A 19599-nucleotide genomic window follows, 5' to 3' on the forward strand; every position below is an offset into this window, starting at 1 on the left:
CCTCCTCCCGCCGGGGAATCCGCAGTCCACGGCAGAAGAATTTCATTTATGCAGGAAAATTCCACAATCCATATAAGATAACCAGACTCCTGTTTAATAGAAGAACTATGGCGGATGTTACACAAAACCCCGCGGCAAAAGGGGGCTGGAGTACCGGGACCAAGGTCCTGGTCGGGATTATAGCGCTTGTCGTGGTTATCTCCGTGCTGGCAATCCTTACCCTGACCATCTCGGTCCTGGATACAAAGGCAGGAACGGAATTCCCCTATACCACCACCTATCACGTCACCCTGCCGGATGGCCAGCCTGTCACGATCGGCAACAGCCATATCCTCGTCACCTCGTTCAATAATGAGCTCATCGCAGACGTTGACGGGACCAAGGATAACCTGACGGTTGGCCAGGAACGGGTCCTCAGTCCCCGGCACGCCCAGATCACCATCGCGGGCGTCCCCCTCCTTGACACGGATTTCCAGATCACCCTCACCTACCGGGGCTCGAGTGGCGACAACGCGAACTTCGACATGACGGTCAGGACCTCAAAACAGATCCCGGAGTACGTGATCAATCGCCTGATTCCCCCGTCAATGAATGCCCAGCCGGCATAACCGGCAGTACACTTTTTCCCCTCGTAACGGCGCCGGACAACGGTTAAAAAATTGAGATGCTGCAATGACAGTACACCGTACCGTGCAGCGTTTACTGTCTTCCGGTTGCTTCGGTCAATTTCTCCACGTTGGACCTGGTGAAGAACCCGTCGAAATCCCCGTACCGCTGAATATATTCGTTGACGATCAGGGTGTGCGGTGAAGGTCCGGAGAAGATCTGCTTAAGCCCTTCCTGTTCGGAGCCTACAATGTCGAGCAGGAACTCCATGCCGTCCTTTTTCAGGCTGTCCACCGTGGCCTCGATCCGTTCTGTACGGAATGCCATATGGTGAACCCGGGTGCCATAGTTCCGGATGAACTTCTCGGTCGGCCCCAACTCGCCATTGCCGGGAAACGGTGTGATCCCGGACGTGAATACCATGGCAAAGTTCTCCCCCTCCCTCCTCGCCACGCTCGTGATCGAGTTGAGGGATTTCACGTACACCCCGAAATCGTAATGATAGTTCGTGAGATTGAGAAATTCGAGGATTGCGGATGATCGGTCCTGCGCCCGGACCCGGGTCGCCGCATGGTCGAGCCCGGCAATATTCCCGAGATGGGCTGAAGCAGGTTTGATGAGGTCCGGGGAGATCACGGTCCCCCCATGCGGGACATAGGACTTTTTGCCGGTTTTCCACTCGATGAACCCGAGGGAATTTCCCGTGAATGGGGAGGGGACGGTCTGGATGAAGGAGCAGGAGGCCGATTCGAGCGGGCTGTCCGTGAGGAACCGGACACATCTCCCCTTCTGGATCTCAACGTATTTCCCAAGATTGGGTGTGGTAAAAACAAAGGTCTCGATCCGGGTGTTGGGGAGGGACCCGGACAGCCGTGCTCTGTTCACTTGGGAAAAGGGATTTCCTTCACCGGCCCGGGACCGGACGATCACCGATGCCGAACCAGCCAGGCCAAGCACATAACTCTGGGAATCGGCATCGAAGAATGCCTCATGGATGGCGAGCCCGGTATACCGCAGGAGTTCAAAGACTGCCGGCACAAGATTGCCCGTCTCGGTTGCGAGAATGACCGAATCGAGGCCGCCGACCAGTCCTTCGAGCCCTGCATCCCGCCGCTCCTGTATGACCATGGATGCTTTCGCCAGCAGCCCGAGTTCTTCCCCCGAGAGGGGCGGATGCGCAGGTTCCTTGTTCATGGTATCGCCAGTCCTCCTATCTACTCAGTGCCATCATACGTTCATAAAAATTATGTATCGGGCAGAAACGGTGCCGTCCCGGGCACATGCTCTCTCTTCGCCCGGCTTTCCGGAATAAATGCTATTTATATACACGCACAATAAGGAATAAAGGTGGATACATGAAAAACGTTCAGGAACCCACGTATTCCTTTGTCATTCTTACGCTCATTCTCATCGTTGTCGACACGTTTCTTGCATGGATCTCGGTGAAATTACTCCCCGCGGCCGGTGGCTCAGTCTCCCTGATCTATATTGCGGTTGCGTTCATGATCCTGTTCACGCTCTGGTTTGGTGCGTACGGCGCGATCGCGGCCTATGTCGGGACTCTTGTCGGCGCCGGGCTTATTGCTTCCGACAGTTTCTCCCGGCACCCGGAGATTGCCATCCTGTGGGCGGTTGCCGGCCTCCTCCAGGTGCTCATTCCCCTCGTGGCGGTCAGGAGTTTCGAGGTGGATCTCGCCCTGGAGAATCCCCGCGACCTTACCTATGTGCTCATCTTTGGTGTGATCGTCAATAACATTGTCGGGGCAGCCTGGGGTGCCTGGATGCTGGCGCTCGCCCAGCCCGTGAACACTGGCAGCATCTTTGCTACGTGGCTGATCGGCAATGTTATCGTGACGATCCTGATCGTACCGCTCGCGCTGAAATATTTCACCCCGAAAGTCCGGAAATCGAAATTTTTTGTAAAATATTACTGGGATTAACCCCCCTCTTTTTCTGCCAGTATCCCTGGTTCCCGGCTGCCAGCGGAGCGCTCTCCCCCGTTCCCCTTTTAATGCTCACTTTGCCGGGGTGGTTCCCTGCCTGCAGAGCGAAGTGCAGCCCCCGCAGGTACCGCTGCACGGCTCGATATGGATGGTGATGCTGGTCCGGGGGAATTCGAGGAGGATGTCGGCCTCCAGGTGATCGGAGAGATCATGGGCCTCTTCCACGGTCGTGTCCTTTGCCACCACGAGATGGAGGTCGATGAACCGGTCCGCCCCGGACCGGCGGGTCCGGAGGGCATGGAAGTTGGCAAAATCAGTAGCATGATCGCAGAGGATCTCCCTGATCCTGTTCTCCTCCTCATCCGACAGCTTGCGATCGGTGAGGGTGCCAAACGATCGCACCGTCAGTTCGTACGCGGCATGCATGATGATAACGGCAACCCCGAAGGCAAAGAGCTGGTCGAGGATCAGGATGCCGGTGAGCTTGATCAGGATGAGCCCGGCCATGATCCCGGCCGAGGTATAGACATCGGTACGCAGGTGCCAGGCATCGCTCTCGAGGGCTATGGACTCGGTCTCCTTTGCCACTTTCATTAACCTGCTGGAGACATAGAAGTTGATGACGGCAGAGATGCCCATCACGAGGATACCGATCCCGAACAGCCCGAACAGGTCAGTGTTGAGGGCGGACGACCCGTGGATCAGCTTCATCACTGCCTCGTACATGATCAGCACGGCGGCAGCAAAGATCAGCAGCGCCTCAAAAAAGCCGGACATATCCTCGAACTTGCCGTGCCCGAACTCGTGGATATCGTCAGGAGGCTCGCTCGCCTTCTTCACCGAGATGTAGGCAATCACTGCAGCGAGGAGATCGATGCCCGAGTGGATCGCCTCCGAGATGATCGCAAGGGAGCCGACCGCGAACCCTACGGAAAGTTTCATCAGGACGAGGGTGATGTTGGAGAGGACCGAGAGACGGGCAGTCTTCTGTTTTTCCTCATCGGCAGAACGTTTCTGCACATTCCGTGTGCGCGAAAACAACTCGGGCATGCTGGTGAGAATATTGGGCGGAAGGGGAAAAAAGGCTTATGCAGCATGGTTTAGGCCAATGGGTGCCCGTCCGCGGGGGATCCATACCGGGTCCCCTGATCACCGCGGCACCAGCTCCACCATACGGGGTACGGAGACTGCAATAAAAATATTGAAAAAAAGTGATGCCGGATCAGGACGGTGTCCGGTTCTTGATCATCTCGAGGGCTTCAAACGCCTCTTTCCTGACCGCGACATTGTCATCGGAGAGCAGGCCGGTGAGGTGATCCACTGCTTTCTGGTCGCCGATCTCGCCGAGCAGGAGCGCTGCCCGCTTCCGGACATCGCTCTGGTCGTCCTTTAACACCATGATAAGGGGTGTCGTGGCCGGCTGGCCGAGCATCCAGAGTGCCTCCATTGCGCCGGTCCGCATATGGCCGTTGCCTTCGCGGAAGATCTGCATGAGCGGGGCGATCGCCGGGACGCCAAGTGCGGCAAGAGCCTTGACGGATTCGATCCGGACCAGCCGCTCTGGGTCGTTGAGCCCTTCGATGATCTTCGGTATGGCCCGGGTGTTCCCGATCTGGCCAAGCACCTCTGAAGCACCCTTGCGGATGCCCGGGTTCTGGTCGCCCAATGCCGCGATCAGTGCATCAATGGCCGGTTCCCCGATCGTGACCAGGGCAAGCGATGCCCTGCGGCAGACATCATCGTTCTGGTCCACAAGGGCTCGGATCAGCGGCTCAATTGACGGGGCGCCGAGGGAGCAGAGCGTGGCCATGGCGGCCACACGCACATGCTCCTGCGGGTCGTCCAGACTGTCGATGAGCGGGGCGACGCTCCGGGGATCCCCGATACGGCCGAGAGCGACTGTGGCCTCGTACCTGACACCGGCGTCCGCGTCCTTCAGGGCCTCGATAAGGACCGGTACCGCACGGCTCTCGCCCATGATGCCGAGAGCCTGGACTGCACCGCGCCTGATCAACGGGTGACCGTGCTTTGTTGCCTGCACAAGGGGAGCTACGGAAGGTTCCCCGATCAGCTGCAGGGCCCGGATCGTTTCCTGCCGGATGTCCTCGAGTGGTTCATCAAGCGCCCCAATCAACGGTTTTACTGCAGGCGCCCCGATCTTGCCCAGCGTATCGGCCGAACCGCGCCGGATGATCCAGTACTCGTCCTTGAGCCCCTGGATCAGCGGTTCGATGAACGGCTCGCCAAGATCGCCGACCGACCTGACGGCCGCCCAGCGGGCATCGAGGTCACCTTCGGTAAGGGCCCGGAGGAGATTGTCGTAGCGCTCCTTCTGTGCATGGAGGCGCGCTTCATCCTCTTCTCCTTTCCCTGATTTGAACAGGTTGAGGAATTTCTTGATAATACTCATATTACTTCTCCGAACAAATATTAGTATATAAATCCTTCAAATAGGTATCGGATGGCGGGACCGGGTTTTACAGGTTTTTTGTGCGGATTCCGCACTGGAAAAGGATTTTTTTATGGCCGGGACACCGCCCCAGAGGGAGCGTGCGATCGCACGGTACTGTTCTTCCCCGCAGGCCAGCTTCACTGGGTCTGGATATTAAACCCGGCTGATGCCGATGCAGTCCTCTGCTCATCATTGACATTAATGGTATATGCCCCGAGCGGCGTCGACAGGGTGGTCTGGAACGGGAAACTCCAGCTCTTGTCCCCATTGACAGCCTGTGTTCCCAGGTTTGCGCCGTTCGCGAACTGCCCCGGGCCGTACAGGGTCAGGACCACCCGCTGTGCCCCGGTGGTGCATCTGCCGGAGATGAACACCGTGCTTCCGCGCGAGTACGAGTACCTGTCTGTTGCAACAGACACGATCCCCCCGCCTATCACGGTAAACTCCTCCCGCGAGGTGGAGGTTTTCTGGGCATCGGTGACAACGATGGTGTAGGTCCCCGACAGGATGGAGGTCCCCGGGTTCCAGGTGTACCTCCAGTTCCCGTCGGCGCCCACACTTGCCTGGATCAGGTTTACTCCGGTCGTGTACTTTCCCGGCCCGTAGAGGGTAAGGGCCACGTTCTGCCCGGGGGTCGCAGTTCCGGTGAACAACTGCGAAGCGCCGATGATCAACGGGTCCTGGGCCACATTTACGGTGAGCGGGATCGGGGAGGCTGTTGCCGGAGTTGTTATTGTCTCACTTTCCGGGGACGCTTGTGCGGCAGCGGGGAGCAGGGTGGCAATGTAAGTCGTCGAACCGGGGGAAACGGTGATCGCCGAATGCCAGATCTCGTACCCTGCGGACCGGTATTCGAGCGTATGGTTCCCCGGGCTGATACCGACTACTGTTGTCGGGGTGCTGCCATGGTACACGTTATCCAGATAGACCTGCGCACCTACCGGTGAGGAGAGAAACTGAATCGTTCCCTGCTCTGTGGCCAGGTTGATGCACCCCGTTGCAAGCACGCTGATAACCAGAATGAATAAAACAAGTTTCTGGACCATTCCCGCTCCTGTAGTAACGACCGGATATCTGGATTGAATCCTGAAATACTTTTTGAGATTGTACTCCGGCAGATCCCGGAGACAAAACCACGAGATCTCCCGGCACTTGTCAGTGCTTTGCGATCAGCCGCAGGATCTCCTCTGCCAGCGCCACGCTTTTCTCTTCGTCCACCATCAGGGTATCGAACCGGACGGACTGGCTCACTTCCACCGGGTCCCGGGTGTCCTGGACGAACACGTCGGTCAGCCCCCCGTAGCAGTTGAACGTCCCGATCGCGCTCGGTTCGTACCCGGCCGCCTCCATGAGCGCGCCAGCCGGGCCGCTGACGGGAGCATTGCCGATGAACGGGCTCACCGCGACCACGAACTTGTTCTTGATCGCCTCCCTGATCCCGGCGCAGTCGAGGATAGGCGAGATGCTCGTGATCGGGTTCGAGGGTCCGATCACGATCGCATCGCTTGCCTCAAGCGCCTCAAGCACCTCCGGTGTTGCCACCGGGGGCTCACTGAAACTCCGCATCACCTTCTGGATCTCAATCTTGCCCCGGGCCCGGATCCAGTACTCCTGGAAATGGATCAGGCCGAGATCGGTCTGCACCTGCGTAGTCACCTCGGTGTCGGTCATCGGCAGCACGGTCTCGCGGACCCCGAACCGCTCGCAGAGCAGCGTGGTCACGTTCGTTAAGCGCATCCCGCCGCGGAGCATCTCGGCCCGCGCAATATGCACGGCCCTGTCCTTGTCTCCTACAGTGATGAATTCATCGATACCGAGCCGGGTCGCTTCGTCGTGCGTGATGAAGGTGTCGTTCCGGACTCCCCACCAGGTGTCCGTGTTGAGGATGCCGGCAAAGAGGTACATCACTGTATCCACGTCGGGCGAGATATGGTTGCCCGATATCCAGATGTCCTCGGCCGTGTTGACGATCACTGCGATCTCGTGCCTGTCCATCACTTTCTGCATGCCCCGCAGGAGCTTCGGGGTGCCGGTCCCGCCCGAAAGGAAGGTAATCATTACTCAATACTTTTATGCGATGTATATGAAGATTCTTTAGTGACCCTGAAGATCATCAAGGACCCGGTCCATGGCTATATCGAGGTCGAGGATTTTGCCCGGGCGCTGATGGACGCCCCCGCACTCCAGCGCCTCCGCTACATACGGCAGCTCGGCTTCTCGTTCCTTGTTTACCCGGGTGCAAACCATACCCGGTTCGAGCATTCCCTTGGGACCATGTATCTTGCTGACGTTGCCTGCCGCAGGTTCCAGATGGCCGATGATGAACGGCAGCTTGTCGTTGCCTCTGCTCTCCTTCATGACATCGGCCACGGCCCATTCTCCCATGCGAGCGAGCCCCTGATGGAAAAATACCTGCACCGTACCCACGACGATCTCGGGGCGATCCTGGAGGAGACTGTCGGTGGCCTGCTCAGGGAGAATGGCATCGATCCCGGGGAACTCTGTGCCGTGGTGAAGGGGACGCACCGGCTCTCGGCGATCATCCACGGCGATTTCGATGTGGACCGGATGGACTACCTTCTCCGGGATGCCTACTATACCGGCGCACCGTACGGCACGGTCGATGCCCAGCGCCTGATCAGGCACCTGATCCGGACACCTGAAGGTACCGTGCTGGATGAGAACGGCGTGAATGCTGCGGAGTCGCTCCTGATCGCAAGGACGCTGATGCGACCTACGGTCTACTACCACCATGTCAGCCGGATCGGTGAGAGCATGTTCCAGCTGGCAGCCCTCGCGCACTTGCAGGATACCGGCGGGAACGATGCGGAGCATCTCCTCCGCCTGGATGATGCAGGATGCATGTATGTGCTGGCGAACTCGGAGAATGCCGTATCCCGGGATATCGTGTCCCGGCTCTACGAGCGCCGGCTCTACAAGCGGGCGATTACCGTTGGCAGCGAACAGGTCTCAAGCGCGGCATACCAGGATGGCATCCCGCTGGAGAAGAGCCGCGAGTACGCAGAGCGTATCGCGGAGCTCGCCGGTATCCGGCCCCAGGAGGTGCTGGTGGATATCCCCGCCGTTCCCCGCGAGATGTCCCTTGCTGTCCGGGTCAGGAACCGGCATTCCGAGACCAGTTTTGAGGAGATCTCCCCACGGGTCCGCACGCTCAACGCAACCCGGCGCGAGCAGTGGCGGCTCGGCGTGTACACGCTGCCAGCCTTCCGGGAACAGGTGGCTGATGCGGCCTGCGAGGTCCTGTACATCAGGAAACCGACCCGGCAGGATACGCTTTTTTAAAGACACGCTCTCCCGGGACACGCGTTTCAAATCGGTTCCGGTTACCGGGAGTGTCCAATGGCACTTCCGATCAGGGCCGGTTGGAACCCTGGTGAAGAATCGGGCAGGATGGACCGGAATCACAAATAACCATAATATATTACCATTCCCAAACACTCCATCATATGCAACACAGTGTACTCGTAGCCCTTATGCTGATTATTACAGCGGTCGCGATCGCCGGATGCACCCAGAGCCCGGCACCCGTTGCGACTCCGACGCCGGTCCCGGCAGGCACTTTCGCTGCAGCCGCAACTACTGTCGTGCCGCAACCCTCCTTCTCCCTGGGTGACCACTACCTGCAGAAGTCCTACTCGTTCCAGAGCGAAAAGGACCTCTATACCGAACAGTTCCATGTGGACAACCCCTCGTGGGGTATCGACTTCAACGTCCTTCCGCTCAACGACAACCTGCAGTACTGCTGGTTCCAGATGAATGTGACGAACATGGACACCGGCCAGACCGACACTTACGGGTACGGCCGCTCGTACAGCTATGAGACGCACCAGCAGATTCCGATGTACACTACCGGGCCGTATAAGATCGATATGACCGGCAATCTGGTCAAGGTCGATGTGACCGCGGCGAAGAGGAACCCGTAACCCCCCAAAGAAAGCCCGAGGTAATTCCATGCTTGAAGATACAGTTGTCATAACCGGCGGCCTTGTTCTTGTCATCATCATCCTTGCCGCAGTCCTGTGGAAACTCCGCAGCGCCGAGACGAAGATGCACGAGAGCACCCACAAGCTCAAGGTCTATACCGATCTGCTCAATGCGATCACCGAGCTGAACCTGGCCGGGGGCGATCCCTATAAGATGGACGTGGCAAAGAAGAATCTCGCCCTGACACTCAACCGGCTCAACCTGGTCGGAAGTACCGGCGTGCTCAGGAGCACCAATGACCTGCTGGACTTCCTGAATGAGCACAAGGACAAGGACTACGATACCCTGCGGCTCCACAACATCCTCAACACGCTCGTGATCGAGGCGCGCCGGGACCTCAACCCCTCGCACGCAAAGAAGGTCGAGGAGGCGCAGGTCCGGTACCGCTTCTTTGCCCCGCCGAAGAAGTAACGTACCGGGTTGAACCGGTCGGCCGGAGTATCCCGGCACAAACTCTTTTTGTCACCAGTCCGACATTGGTATCACAGGAGAGCGAATGGCAACCATGAAAAAAGAGATCGTAGTCGGGGTGACAGGTGCAAGCGGGGCCATCTATGCCCGCCGCCTGCTCGAGGTGCTCTGTAAGGATGCAAAGGTCCACGTCATCGTCTCGGATGTGGCGGCAAAGATCGCTGCCCACGAGGGAGTATCGTTCGAGGGCCTGAATGCCGAGTACCATGCCATCGACAAGCTCTTTGCGTCCATTGCGAGCGGGTCACACAAGTACGACGGGATGGTAGTGATCCCCTGCAGTTCCAAGACACTTGCAGCCATAGCGAACGGGTATGCTGACAACCTGATCACCCGCACTGCCGACGTCTGTCTCAAGGAGCACCGGAAATGCATCCTCGTCACCCGCGAGATGCCGCTCTCGAAGATACACCTGAAGAACATGCTTGCCGCCGAGGAGGCGGGTGCGACGATCATGCCCGCAAGCCCCGGCTTCTATCACAAACCGAAAAAGATCGACGATCTCGTCGACATGGTCGTGGCCCGGGTGCTCGACCACCTCGAGATCGAACACAACCTCATACAGCGCTGGAGCGGTTACGATGCGTGACTTCATTGAAAAGATGCGGAAGGCAGGACTCGTTGTCGATGTACAGGAAGAAGTCTCCGCGGACATGGAAGCCCCGAAGATGGCTGCCGGCACCGATAAGCTCGTCTTCTTTCACCGGATCGGAGGATCGCGTGCGGTGATGAACCTCACCGCGAGCCGGACCTCCCTCTCCCTCGCACTCGGTATCGACGAGACGAAGATTGTCAAAACCCTTGCGGATGCCCAGTTCAACGGCAAGGTCATTGAAGATGGCACCCTCCCAATGAAGAAGCCCGATCTCGCAAAGATTCCCATCATGCACCACTACCCGAAGGATGCCGGGAAGTACCTCACCTCGGCCATCGTCTTCTCCCGCTGGGATGGCGTGGAGAACGCCTCAATCCACCGTATGCAGGTACTGGACGACCACCGGGTCGCTGCCAGGCTTGTCGAGGGCAGGCATACCCACGTGATGCTTAAAAAAGCCCTTGCAAAGGGTGAGAAACTCCCTATTGCGGTAACGATCGGGACGCACCCGGCCGTGACCTTTGCGAGCTGCACGCGGGTGCCGACCGGCATGGAACTCCCGTTCGCCGCAGAACTGATGGGCGGCGAGATGAAGGTGAAGCGGTGCAGCAATGGCGTGCTGATCCCTGATGCGGAGATCGTGCTGGAAGGGTTTATCACCGGCGATCTCACCGAGGAAGGGCCGTTCGTCGACATCACGGGGACTTATGACCCGGTCCGCATGCAGCATATCATCGAGTTCACCGGGATGTATACCAAGCCGGACTTTATCTACCACGGGATCCTGCCCGGAGGTGACGAGCACAAGGTGCTGATGGGCTGCCCCTACGAGCCAAAGATCTACAAAGCGGTGGCCGGCGTGACACAGGTTAAAAATGTCGTTCTCACGAAGGGTGGTTGCGGCTATCTCCACGCGGTGATCCAGATCAAAAAGAGTACGCAGGGCGACGGCAAGAACGCGATCATAGCGGCATTTGCCGCCCACACCTCGCTCAAGCATGTGGTTGTTGTGGACGAGGACATCGATCCCATGAACCCCCATGAGGTCGAGTACGCGATCGCAACCCGGGTGAGCGGCGACCGGGACATCATGGTGATCACCGGCGTCCGCGGCTCCTCGCTCGACCCGTGCCAGCTCGAGGACGGCACGAACGTGAAAGTCGGGGTCGACGCTACGATGGTGCTCGGGCGCGAGGCGGACTTCTCGCGTGCCACGTGGTGAGCCGATGTTTCTCGATAAGGACGATGAAGGGATCCTTGCCGGAGAACAGGGGCAGACCCGGCAGCAGATGCTCGAGCTCCTCGTGGCGCTCGGGAAGGTCTTCGGGGCCGAACGGCTCGTGCCGATCAGAAGTGCCCAAGTGAGCGGGGCCTCCTACAAGACGATCGGCGAATACGGCCTCCAGTGGCTCAACTCGCTTGACGCAAAGGCCGTGGTCCCGGCCGTGCTGAACCCGATCGGCATGCCCCGGGAACGCTGGCAGGAGATGGGCGTGAACGAGGACTTTGCGCAGAAGCAGCGGGCCGTGGTCGCCGCATACGAGCGTCTTGGTATCAGCCTCGAGTGCACCTGCACGCCCTACTATCTCCGCGAGACACATTTCGGCGACCATCTCGCATGGTCGGAGTCCTCCGCGGTCAGTTATGCGAACTCCGTGATCGGCGCCCGGACGAACCGGGAGGGCGGGCCCGGCGCCCTTGCTGCCGCACTCGTGGGGAAGACACCCTGCTACGGCCTCCATCTCGAACAGAACCGGAAACCGCAGGTGATCGTCCGCGTGCAGGCTGACACCCGCAACTGGAGTATCGCAGATTACGGTGCGCTCGGCTACTATGCCGGCAAGCTGGTGGGCAACCGGATCCCGTTCTTCTCCGGGATAAACCCGGATAAGGACCAGCTCAAGGGGCTCGGGGCGGCGATGGCGGCGACCGGCGCGGTTGCGCTTTACCACGTGGAAGGCGTGACACCGGAAGCGGTGAAAACGCCGTTCGATCTCACCGGTCTCGACACAGTCGTTGTCGAATCAGCCGAGATCAGGAAACTGTTCAAAGAGATCCCGGTAGAAGCGGTTGCGGTGGGCTGCCCGCACTGCTCCCCTGCGGAACTGGAGGAGATCGCCCGGCTCCTCAAAGGGAAACTTGTCACCATGCCGTTCTACGTCTTTGCAGCTCAGGGTGTTATTGATAAGAACCAGCGGACGGTTGATTCGATTGAGAAGAGCGGGGCCCGGGTCTTTGCCGACACCTGCATGGTGGTCTCGCCCGTTATGGAGCAGTACGAATCGATCATGGTGAACAGTGGTAAGGCCCTTGCCTACGTGCCGGACATGTGCGCCGCGGTCGCCCGGATCGGGACGATCGAAGAGTGCATACGGGTGGGGACGGAGTAGGTGGGGGAACGCCTCCCTTTTGCGAGCTCTTTCTCTAAAAAAATCACAAAACAACTGATGAATTTCAAAAATTTTCCGGCGGGCAATCCTAAAAAAGAAAAATCCTTCATCCAATCGCAGTCAGGATCGTTCTGATTCTGCCCGCCTTCGCCGGTACCGGTTCGCGGAGCTGCGAGGGGTGTACGACTGGAACGTAAAACCCGTACCCTCCGCTAACGGTAATAATGAATATTCTCCCGGCATACTCTTCTTCCGGTATGCCTGCACAAAAATCCCTCAGGTTCCCTCCGGGAAAGACGCTCCCGGAGGAACTCAGCATTGCCATGAAACGGATCGAAGCCCACGGTGTTGTATATCCTGAGGGGTATTACCAGACACTCCTGGAGAAGTACACCCGGGAGGGAGTCCGCTATCCTCACATTCTCATGATCCTCGGGCAGCCGCGGATCAACAACCACTTCTTCTATTCCCGTGCGCTCAAAGGGACCGGCAGGCTCCTCGATTACGGGTGCGGCACCGGCGACAATGTCCGGCAGTTGCTCCGCGACGGGTTTCCCCGGGAGAGGATCACCGCCTTTGATATCAACCGGGCGAGCATCGACCTCGGTTTTGACCTGTACCGTGACAAGGAGGAGATCAATGACTTTTTTATCGTTTCAGATACGTTCACGTCCGGGCCGGCGGAGTTCGATATGGTATATTCCGCCTCTGTCTTCCACGTGATCGCCGATGATGAGGAATTTAATAATTATCTTGCGAACGCGTGGTCTGTCCTCAGGCCCGGCGGGACTCTCTTTGGTTCCACGCTCGGGCAGGTTGGGGAAGGGGCATCCAGGCCTCATGAGGAATGGGGGCCACCACGCATAATGACGAGGGAGCAGCTGGCCGGCTGTCTTACCGGCGCCGGCTTTACCTTGCCTGAGATTGTCCAGCGCCATCATGTCCCGCATTATATTGCTGACAACAGGTGCGTTTTCGAATTCTGTACGAAAAAACCGGCATGACACCGGCTGAGGGAACAGCCCTGCTCCTCTTGAAAAAGAGAAGATCATCCGATTGCGAGAAGGATCTTCCTGATCTCGTCGACCTGCACCGGCTCCGGGTTTCGCCCCGGTTGGACTCCCTCCCCGTACGAAAGGATCTTCCGGACATCCTTTATTGTTATCTTCATAAACGCGATCCTGTCCCAGATCTCCTGGTCGATCGTATTCCACGTGCACTGGAGCAGGTGCGAGAGCAGGTGCACATCCGCCTCGGAGAGGAGCTTCCAGTCCACCCCTATTCCCTGCTGCATCAGCTTCATCGCCTGCTCGATCCGCTTCTCGCGGTGGACATGGTATAGCCGCCTGCCCACCTCCGCCTGAGATACATCCGGCATGTCCTGATTCCTCCTGTCCCGTTATGAGGGTGATGAACAATCCCGCTGTGTAACCATATACTTTTTGGCGCGCTGCCGGACTGTAGGCAGGGTACACCAGCATCGTATACAAGGGCCGTCAGAATATACGGGACCTCATTCCCCCCCTTTGCAGAAGGGTAGGCCATGCAATAGCCGGTGCGGTGCCCTAAGAGATGCATACGTTCCCACCGGTTCCGGGAACGGCCCTCCGCCATTGTTACAGGTCCGCAGGCAAACAAGGTAGAAGACAGCTTCTGGCGGAACCCAGCGCAATACCTTAATATGTCTGCACTCTGTTAGGTTGTATCATGAGTGTGGCTGGTTGGGAAGTTCCTATCGGGGCAGCGATTGCATTTGCCGGTGGTGCCATCGGGACGGGGTGGGCCCAGTCGCGAATTGGCTCGGCCGGGGCAGGGGCGATCGCCGAACGGCCGGAGGTCGTCGGGTCCATCATCATCCTTGAAGCGATCCCGGAGACGCTGGTCATCCTCGGGTTTGTCGTTGCCGCGATGATCATCCTTATGGTAAAATAAGCAGGCGTTAAAAACAATTCCCGAGGTTCCCCTGCAGTAATCCGGGCAGTACCCGGCAGGACCGGGTGAGGCCATGGCGTTCGAAAACCTGTTGAGATCCGTGGAGGAGAGTGCACAGGAGAGGGAGCGGGAGCTCCGCGAGAAGGCCCACGTCACTACCGAATCGATACGATCCGAGGCAAAAAGCCGGGCAAAAGAGATCGAACAGACCTACATTTCCGATGCGGAACGATCCTCAGAGATCGAGCGGAACAAGGAACTCTTCCTTGCCAGGGCGGAGATCCGGGCCCTCCAGACAAGGGACCGGCAGCAGGTCTTCCAGGCGGCTTTTACCGAGGCCCGCCGCCAGCTCGGGGGCATCCGGCAGGACCCGGAGTACCCATCGATCTTCGAACACCTGGCCCGCGAGGCGGTCCGTGCGATTGGGGCGGAGAAGGGAATGATCAGGGTCCATATCGATCCGCAGGATGGGGAGCTATGCAGGAAGACCGCAGCTGCCCTGCAGCTGCCCTGCGAGATAGTCCCCGACCTTGCCAGCATGGGCGGCCTCGTTTTATGTTCTGCCGATGATGAAGTGATCGTTTCCAACACGTTTGAATCCCGTCTCCTGCGGACCGGGGAGCACCGGCAGCTCGAACTCTACGCGATCCTTAAGGGGGACTAAAAATGGACTGGGGCTACACCAATGCCCGGATACGGGGCATGAAAAGCCGTCTGCTGGATCACCACACGCTCGATACCCTGATCCTCCAGCCGGATCTTGAATCTCTTCTGGGCGAGCTCGAGAAGACGCCGTACCGGGAGGATATCGTTGCAGCCCGGGGAAAATATACCGGTATACCCTGTATCGAGCATGCCCTGCGGGACAACTTCACCCGGACCTTCCGGAAGATCCTCGGTTTTGTCCGGCAGGAGGAGGCAGAGCAGTTCATCACGATCTTCCTCCACCGCTGGGACGTCCAGAACCTCAAGACGATTCTCCGCGGAAAGAACATCCATGTTACAAACGAGGAGATCCTTGACTGCCTCGTCCCGGTCGGGGAGCTCGACGAGGCGACCCTGACCGAACTCGTCCGGCAGCAGGATGTCCGGGCTGTGATTGATCTGCTCGCGACCTGGCGCATCCCCTACGCGAAGCCCCTGACCGCAGGTTTTCCGGCCTTTGCAAAGAACGGCGACCTTTCCGTGCTCGAGTGCTCGCTGGATCAGTATTATTACCGGGATGCCCTTGATACGGTGAAGGCGCCGTCCGCAAACCATGCTATGATCCGGAATATCCTCGCGATCGAGATCGACGTGCTGAACCTCAGGACGGTCCTGCGGATGATCCATGATCAGGTCAGCCCGGAGGACGCAGGTCCTTTCCTTCTCGAAGGCGGCAGGGAGTTCGATGCAAAGAAGCTCGATCGCCTCCTCCGGCTGCACTCAGGTGAAGAGGTGCTCGCGGCGCTCGGGACTACTCAGTACCGGTTCCTCGGTACGACCCAGGAGCCGGGCATCCGGACCGGAAAGATCTCTGTCATCGAGCGGCAGCTCGAGCGGTTCCTTGTACAGAAAGGCGTGGGGCTCTTCCGGGCGGACCCGCTCAGCGTGGCCTCCCTGATCGCCTACTTCTGGGCGAAGTACAACGAGATCACGAATATCCGGATCATCTCCCGGTGCAAGACAGCGGACTTCCCGGTTGAGCACCTCCGGGAGGAGCTCGTGTATGTATAAGTTCGTCATCGTGACGGACAGCGACCGGGCCTCGGGGTTCCGGCTTGCAGGTGCGGAGGTCTTCGAAGCGAAGGATGCAGCCGAGGCAGGGGCGATCATCCCGCCCCTCCTGAAGAGGGATGAGATTGGGATCGTGGGCATGAACGAGGAGTACATGCTCGCGCTCGACCCGAAACTCATGGACCGGATCGAGAAGCTGCACCGCCCGCTCGTGATCCCCATACCCTCGAAGTCAAAAGAGGTGGACCGGCGGACGTACATCGAGCGGCTGCTCAAAAAAGCGATCGGCTACAACATCGTACTGAAGAGGTGACGCATATGATCTCGGGAACTATTATACGGATCTCCGGCCCGGTCATCATCGTCCGGGGCATGAAAGGCTCCAAGATGTATGACGTGGTGACGGTGGGCAGCGAGGCTCTCAGGGGGGAAATCATCCGGCTCGAAGGGAGTGATGCAGTCATCCAGGTTTACGAAGACACGACCGGCCTGACCCTTGGCGAATCCGTGGCGAACACGGAGACGCCCCTCTCGGTGGAGCTCGGGCCCGGGCTCCTTGCTTCTATTTACGACGGCGTACAGCGGCCGTTGCCGGTCCTCCTTGCCCTGAGCGGCGACTTCATCGGCCGCGGCGTCACCGCACCGGGGCTTGACCGGTCCCGGAAATGGGCGTTTGTGCCCTCGGTAAAAACCGGCGATGTGGTTTCCGGCGGGGACGTGCTCGGGACCGTGCGTGAATTCCAGTTCGAACACCGGGTGCTTGTTCCTCCTCTGGATGGCGGGACCGTGACGGAGATCCGGGCCGGGGAGTTCACCGTGGAGGAGACAGTCTGCATACTCGACAACAAGCGGAACCTGTCCATGATGCACTACTGGCCGGTCCGGATCCCCAGACCGCACCGTAAGAAACTCGATCCAATCCTTCCGCTGATCACGGGGCAGCGGGTCTTCGACTGCATGTTCCCGGTAACCAAGGGTGGCACCGCGATGATCCCGGGCGGATTCGGGACCGGCAAGACTGTCTCCGAACAGACACTTGCCAAGTGGTCGGACACGCAGATCGTGGTCTATATCGGTTGCGGGGAGCGGGGCAACGAGATGACGGACGTGCTTGCGGAGTTCCCCGAGCTCGTTGATCCCCGGACAAAACAGCCCCTGATCGAGCGGACGATCCTGATCGCGAACACCTCGAACATGCCGGTCGCCGCCCGCGAGGCCTCGATCTATACCGGGATCACGATCGCGGAGTACTTCCGGGACATGGGATATGACGTGGCGGTGATGGCCGACTCGACCTCCCGATGGGGCGAGGCGCTGCGGGAAGTCTCCGGCCGGCTCGAAGAGATGCCCGGTGAGGAGGGCTATCCGGCGTACCTCGCTACGAGGCTCTCGGCCTTCTACGAGCGGGCCGGGCGGGTGATCTGTTATGGTTCAGGTGAACGGAACGGTTCGATCACGGTGGTCGGGGCGGTCTCGCCCCCGGGCGGGGACTTCTCCGAGCCGATCACGCAGAACACACTGCGGGTGGTCGGGACGTTCTGGGCGCTGGACACAAACCTTGCCTACCGGCGCCACTTCCCATCGGTCAACTGGATCAAGAGCTATTCGCTCTATCTCGACAGCATCGCTGAGTGGTACAGCAAGACCATCGCCCGGGACTGGCGGGAGCTGCGGGATGAGGCGATCTTCCTGCTCCAGAAGGAAGTTGAACTGCTGGAGATCGTCCAGCTCGTGGGCCCCGATGCCCTTCCGGACAGCGAGAAGGCGATCCTCGATGTGACCCGGATGATCCGCGAAGACTTCCTCCAGCAGAGCGCATACAGCGATACCGATTCGTTCTGCCCGATCGAGAAGCAGTACCTGATGCTCAAGGTGATCATCACGTATTATACCGGTGTGAACCTCGCGATGGAGCGGGGAATTTCCCTGCGGCAGGTCCAGGCGCTGCCGCTCAAGGCAGCGATCGGCAGGATGAAGGATGCGGCCGATATCGCTGCGGTCCGGGCGATCCTGGACGACGTGAATGTGACCCTGTCGAACCTCGAGGTGGAGAAATGAGAAAGGCTGACCTGCTGACCCGGGAATACCGCACGATCGATTACGTCTCCGGCCCGCTGATCTTCGTCACCCGGGTAACCGGGGCATCGTTTGGCGAGATCGTACGGATCACCCTCAGGGACGGCGAAGTCCGGACCGGCCAGGTGCTGGATATCTCGGAAGACCACGCGGTGGTGCAGGTCTACGAGGGTACCCGGGGCATCGACACAGCGGGCACGACTGTCAGGTTCACCGGTGAGCCCGCCCGGATCAGCGTCTCTCTTGATATGCTGGGCCGGGTCTTCAGCGGCGTCGGGAAGCCACGGGACGATGGCCCGGAGATCATCCCCGAGGCTGTGCTCGATATCGCGGGCACGCCCATCAACCCCTCCGCCCGGGACAAGCCCGCCGATTTCATCCAGACCGGCATGTCGGCGATCGACGGCCTCAACACGCTCGTCCGGGGCCAGAAGCTTCCGATCTTCTCCGGCTCCGGCTTGCCGGCGAGCAAGCTCGCTGCCCAGATCGCCCGGCAGGCAAAGGTCCGGGGCGAGGGGGAGGAATTTGCGGTGGTCTTCGTGGCGATGGGCATCACGCACAAGGAGGCATCGTTCTTCATGCAGGACTTCGAGCGGACGGGAGCGCTTGACCGTGTCGTCTTCTTCATGAACCTGGCCGACGACCCTACGGTCGAGCGGCTGGCGGCCCCCCGGTGCGGCCTGACCGTAGCCGAGTTCCTCGCCTTCACCCACAACCTCCACGTGCTCGTGATCCTGACCGACATGATCAACTACTGCGAGGCGCTCCGCGAGATCTCGACCGCCCGCGAAGAAGTCCCCGGCCGGCGGGGATACCCGGGCTACATGTACACCGACCTTGCCTCGATCTACGAGCGGGCCGGGCGGCTGAAGGGCAGGGCGGGTTCGATTACCCAGATCCCGATCCTGACAATGCCGGACGACGACATCACCCACCCGGTTCCCGACCTGACCGGTTACATCACCGAAGGGCAGATCGTGCTCTCGCGGGACCTCTTCCGCCGGGGCGCAGACCCGCCGGTCGATGCCCTCCCCTGCCTCTCGCGGCTGATGAATCTTGGCATAGGACCGGGCAAGACCCGGGAGGACCACCGGGGCGTGGCAGATCAGCTGTATGCCTCGTATGCCTATGGCCGCGACCTCCGCAGGCTCGTTGCGATCGTAGGGGAAGAGGCGCTGACCGAGCTGGACCGGAAGTACCTGAAGTTCGCAGAAGGATTCGAGCGACGGTTCATCACGCAGGGCGATGAGGATCGTCCGATCGAGAAGACTCTCTCGATTGCCTGGGACCTCTTTGCCACGCTGCCGGAGGATGAGCTCAAGCGGATCAAGAAGGAGCATATCGCGAAGTTCCACCCGGCACGGCAGGGGCCGGAGGGTGAGGCGCCGGTGAAGGGAACGGGGGAATGAGGCG

At 59.4% G+C, this 19599-nt stretch carries 21 protein-coding genes; 15 read left to right on the plus strand and 6 right to left on the minus strand.

All coding sequences use genetic code 11. The features are described 5' to 3' along the window. The first annotated feature begins 107 nt into the window (after positions 1 to 107). Complete coding sequence (locus ABSE13_RS04590) at positions 108 to 608, plus strand: hypothetical protein (protein ID WP_424027319.1); 501 nt, start codon at positions 108 to 110, stop codon at positions 606 to 608. A 91-nt stretch (positions 609 to 699) separates the two neighbouring features. On the opposite strand, the gene ABSE13_RS04595 is transcribed toward ABSE13_RS04590, so the two are convergent. Further along, a complete protein-coding gene (locus ABSE13_RS04595; protein WP_424027320.1) occupies positions 700 to 1800 on the minus strand; it encodes a hypothetical protein in 1101 nt (366 codons plus the stop codon). A 161-nt stretch (positions 1801 to 1961) separates the two neighbouring features. On the opposite strand from ABSE13_RS04595, the gene ABSE13_RS04600 reads away from it, so the two are divergent. After that, positions 1962 to 2546, plus strand: coding sequence for a hypothetical protein (locus tag ABSE13_RS04600; protein ID WP_424027321.1), 585 nt, complete (start codon positions 1962 to 1964; stop codon positions 2544 to 2546). Between the two features lie 75 nt (positions 2547 to 2621). On the opposite strand, the gene ABSE13_RS04605 is transcribed toward ABSE13_RS04600, so the two are convergent. The 4 genes from ABSE13_RS04605 to cofD all read right to left on the minus strand — a co-directional run bounded on the left by ABSE13_RS04605 (position 2622) and on the right by cofD (position 7059). Then, complete coding sequence (locus ABSE13_RS04605; protein ID WP_424027322.1) at positions 2622 to 3599, minus strand: cation diffusion facilitator family transporter; 978 nt, start codon at positions 3597 to 3599, stop codon at positions 2622 to 2624. Positions 3600 to 3771: 172 nt separating this feature from the next. Further along, entirely contained in the window at positions 3772 to 4959 is a 1188-nt protein-coding gene (locus ABSE13_RS04610; protein WP_424027323.1) for a HEAT repeat domain-containing protein, read from the minus strand. A 179-nt stretch (positions 4960 to 5138) separates the two neighbouring features. Continuing rightward, entirely contained in the window at positions 5139 to 6047 is a 909-nt protein-coding gene (locus ABSE13_RS04615) for a PEGA domain-containing protein (protein WP_424027324.1), read from the minus strand. A gap of 109 nt (positions 6048 to 6156) precedes the next feature. Continuing rightward, positions 6157 to 7059: a 2-phospho-L-lactate transferase gene (gene cofD, locus ABSE13_RS04620; RefSeq protein WP_424027325.1), complete on the minus strand. Its 903-nt coding sequence runs from the start codon at positions 7057 to 7059 to the stop codon at positions 6157 to 6159. A gap of 39 nt (positions 7060 to 7098) precedes the next feature. On the opposite strand from cofD, the gene ABSE13_RS04625 reads away from it, so the two are divergent. The 7 genes from ABSE13_RS04625 to ABSE13_RS04655 all read left to right on the plus strand — a co-directional run bounded on the left by ABSE13_RS04625 (position 7099) and on the right by ABSE13_RS04655 (position 13466). Then, on the plus strand, positions 7099 to 8304 hold the full coding sequence (locus ABSE13_RS04625) for an HD domain-containing protein (protein WP_424027326.1): 1206 nt from the start codon (positions 7099 to 7101) through the stop codon (positions 8302 to 8304). A 164-nt stretch (positions 8305 to 8468) separates the two neighbouring features. Continuing rightward, positions 8469 to 8945: a hypothetical protein gene (locus tag ABSE13_RS04630; RefSeq protein ID WP_424027327.1), complete on the plus strand. Its 477-nt coding sequence runs from the start codon at positions 8469 to 8471 to the stop codon at positions 8943 to 8945. Between the two features lie 28 nt (positions 8946 to 8973). Continuing rightward, on the plus strand, positions 8974 to 9417 hold the full coding sequence (locus tag ABSE13_RS04635; protein ID WP_424027328.1) for a hypothetical protein: 444 nt from the start codon (positions 8974 to 8976) through the stop codon (positions 9415 to 9417). Between the two features lie 94 nt (positions 9418 to 9511). Next, the gene (locus ABSE13_RS04640) at positions 9512 to 10066 is read left to right on the plus strand and encodes a UbiX family flavin prenyltransferase (protein ID WP_424027430.1); all 555 of its coding nucleotides are present in this window, start codon (positions 9512 to 9514) and stop codon (positions 10064 to 10066) included. Further along, on the plus strand, positions 10059 to 11294 hold the full coding sequence (locus ABSE13_RS04645) for a UbiD family decarboxylase (RefSeq protein WP_424027329.1): 1236 nt from the start codon (positions 10059 to 10061) through the stop codon (positions 11292 to 11294). Before ABSE13_RS04640 ends, ABSE13_RS04645 begins: the two co-directional genes overlap by 8 nt. A 4-nt stretch (positions 11295 to 11298) precedes the next feature. Then, complete coding sequence (locus tag ABSE13_RS04650) at positions 11299 to 12462, plus strand: aconitase X (protein ID WP_424027330.1); 1164 nt, start codon at positions 11299 to 11301, stop codon at positions 12460 to 12462. A gap of 257 nt (positions 12463 to 12719) precedes the next feature. Then, complete coding sequence (locus ABSE13_RS04655) at positions 12720 to 13466, plus strand: class I SAM-dependent methyltransferase (protein ID WP_424027331.1); 747 nt, start codon at positions 12720 to 12722, stop codon at positions 13464 to 13466. 44 nt (positions 13467 to 13510) lie between these two features. On the opposite strand, the gene ABSE13_RS04660 is transcribed toward ABSE13_RS04655, so the two are convergent. After that, complete coding sequence (locus tag ABSE13_RS04660; protein ID WP_424027332.1) at positions 13511 to 13840, minus strand: hypothetical protein; 330 nt, start codon at positions 13838 to 13840, stop codon at positions 13511 to 13513. A gap of 329 nt (positions 13841 to 14169) precedes the next feature. Between ABSE13_RS04660 and ABSE13_RS04665 the strand changes: the two genes are divergently transcribed. The 6 genes from ABSE13_RS04665 (at position 14170) to ABSE13_RS04690 (ending at position 19595) form a co-directional block, all read left to right on the plus strand. Further along, the gene (locus ABSE13_RS04665) at positions 14170 to 14394 is read left to right on the plus strand and encodes an ATPase (protein WP_424027333.1); all 225 of its coding nucleotides are present in this window, start codon (positions 14170 to 14172) and stop codon (positions 14392 to 14394) included. A gap of 73 nt (positions 14395 to 14467) precedes the next feature. Beyond that, a complete protein-coding gene (locus ABSE13_RS04670; RefSeq protein ID WP_424027334.1) occupies positions 14468 to 15058 on the plus strand; it encodes a V-type ATP synthase subunit E in 591 nt (196 codons plus the stop codon). Between the two features lie 2 nt (positions 15059 to 15060). After that, on the plus strand, positions 15061 to 16110 hold the full coding sequence (gene ahaC, locus ABSE13_RS04675; protein ID WP_424027335.1) for an ATP synthase A1 subunit C: 1050 nt from the start codon (positions 15061 to 15063) through the stop codon (positions 16108 to 16110). Then, the gene (locus ABSE13_RS04680; protein WP_424027336.1) at positions 16103 to 16423 is read left to right on the plus strand and encodes a V-type ATP synthase subunit F; all 321 of its coding nucleotides are present in this window, start codon (positions 16103 to 16105) and stop codon (positions 16421 to 16423) included. The genes ahaC and ABSE13_RS04680 overlap by 8 nt, the downstream gene beginning before the upstream one ends. A gap of 5 nt (positions 16424 to 16428) precedes the next feature. Then, complete coding sequence (locus tag ABSE13_RS04685) at positions 16429 to 18168, plus strand: V-type ATP synthase subunit A (RefSeq protein WP_424027337.1); 1740 nt, start codon at positions 16429 to 16431, stop codon at positions 18166 to 18168. Further along, entirely contained in the window at positions 18165 to 19595 is a 1431-nt protein-coding gene (locus ABSE13_RS04690; RefSeq protein WP_424027338.1) for a V-type ATP synthase subunit B, read from the plus strand. Before ABSE13_RS04685 ends, ABSE13_RS04690 begins: the two co-directional genes overlap by 4 nt. Positions 19596 to 19599: the final 4 nt, after the last annotated feature.

This window comes from Methanoregula sp., from assembly GCF_049518935.1.
Lineage (GTDB): Archaea > Halobacteriota > Methanomicrobia > Methanomicrobiales > Methanospirillaceae > Methanoregula.

What these genes read in the sequence shown, in the direction of transcription:
- ABSE13_RS04590 (WP_424027319.1), top strand. Translation starts at nt 108, where the DNA reads ATGGCGGATGTTACACAAAACCCCGCGGCAAAAGGGGGCTGGAGTACC.
- ABSE13_RS04595 (WP_424027320.1), bottom strand. Translation starts at nt 1,800, where the DNA reads ATGAACAAGGAACCTGCGCATCCGCCCCTCTCGGGGGAAGAACTCGGG.
- ABSE13_RS04600 (WP_424027321.1), top strand. Translation starts at nt 1,962, where the DNA reads ATGAAAAACGTTCAGGAACCCACGTATTCCTTTGTCATTCTTACGCTC.
- ABSE13_RS04605 (WP_424027322.1), bottom strand. Translation starts at nt 3,599, where the DNA reads ATGCCCGAGTTGTTTTCGCGCACACGGAATGTGCAGAAACGTTCTGCC.
- ABSE13_RS04610 (WP_424027323.1), bottom strand. Translation starts at nt 4,959, where the DNA reads ATGAGTATTATCAAGAAATTCCTCAACCTGTTCAAATCAGGGAAAGGA.
- ABSE13_RS04615 (WP_424027324.1), bottom strand. Translation starts at nt 6,047, where the DNA reads ATGGTCCAGAAACTTGTTTTATTCATTCTGGTTATCAGCGTGCTTGCA.
- cofD (WP_424027325.1), bottom strand. Translation starts at nt 7,059, where the DNA reads ATGATTACCTTCCTTTCGGGCGGGACCGGCACCCCGAAGCTCCTGCGG.
- ABSE13_RS04630 (WP_424027327.1), top strand. Translation starts at nt 8,469, where the DNA reads ATGCAACACAGTGTACTCGTAGCCCTTATGCTGATTATTACAGCGGTC.
- ABSE13_RS04635 (WP_424027328.1), top strand. Translation starts at nt 8,974, where the DNA reads ATGCTTGAAGATACAGTTGTCATAACCGGCGGCCTTGTTCTTGTCATC.
- ABSE13_RS04640 (WP_424027430.1), top strand. Translation starts at nt 9,512, where the DNA reads ATGAAAAAAGAGATCGTAGTCGGGGTGACAGGTGCAAGCGGGGCCATC.
- ABSE13_RS04645 (WP_424027329.1), top strand. Translation starts at nt 10,059, where the DNA reads ATGCGTGACTTCATTGAAAAGATGCGGAAGGCAGGACTCGTTGTCGAT.
- ABSE13_RS04650 (WP_424027330.1), top strand. Translation starts at nt 11,299, where the DNA reads ATGTTTCTCGATAAGGACGATGAAGGGATCCTTGCCGGAGAACAGGGG.
- ABSE13_RS04655 (WP_424027331.1), top strand. Translation starts at nt 12,720, where the DNA reads ATGCCTGCACAAAAATCCCTCAGGTTCCCTCCGGGAAAGACGCTCCCG.
- ABSE13_RS04660 (WP_424027332.1), bottom strand. Translation starts at nt 13,840, where the DNA reads ATGCCGGATGTATCTCAGGCGGAGGTGGGCAGGCGGCTATACCATGTC.
- ABSE13_RS04665 (WP_424027333.1), top strand. Translation starts at nt 14,170, where the DNA reads ATGAGTGTGGCTGGTTGGGAAGTTCCTATCGGGGCAGCGATTGCATTT.
- ABSE13_RS04670 (WP_424027334.1), top strand. Translation starts at nt 14,468, where the DNA reads ATGGCGTTCGAAAACCTGTTGAGATCCGTGGAGGAGAGTGCACAGGAG.
- ahaC (WP_424027335.1), top strand. Translation starts at nt 15,061, where the DNA reads ATGGACTGGGGCTACACCAATGCCCGGATACGGGGCATGAAAAGCCGT.
- ABSE13_RS04680 (WP_424027336.1), top strand. Translation starts at nt 16,103, where the DNA reads ATGTATAAGTTCGTCATCGTGACGGACAGCGACCGGGCCTCGGGGTTC.
- ABSE13_RS04685 (WP_424027337.1), top strand. Translation starts at nt 16,429, where the DNA reads ATGATCTCGGGAACTATTATACGGATCTCCGGCCCGGTCATCATCGTC.
- ABSE13_RS04690 (WP_424027338.1), top strand. Translation starts at nt 18,165, where the DNA reads ATGAGAAAGGCTGACCTGCTGACCCGGGAATACCGCACGATCGATTAC.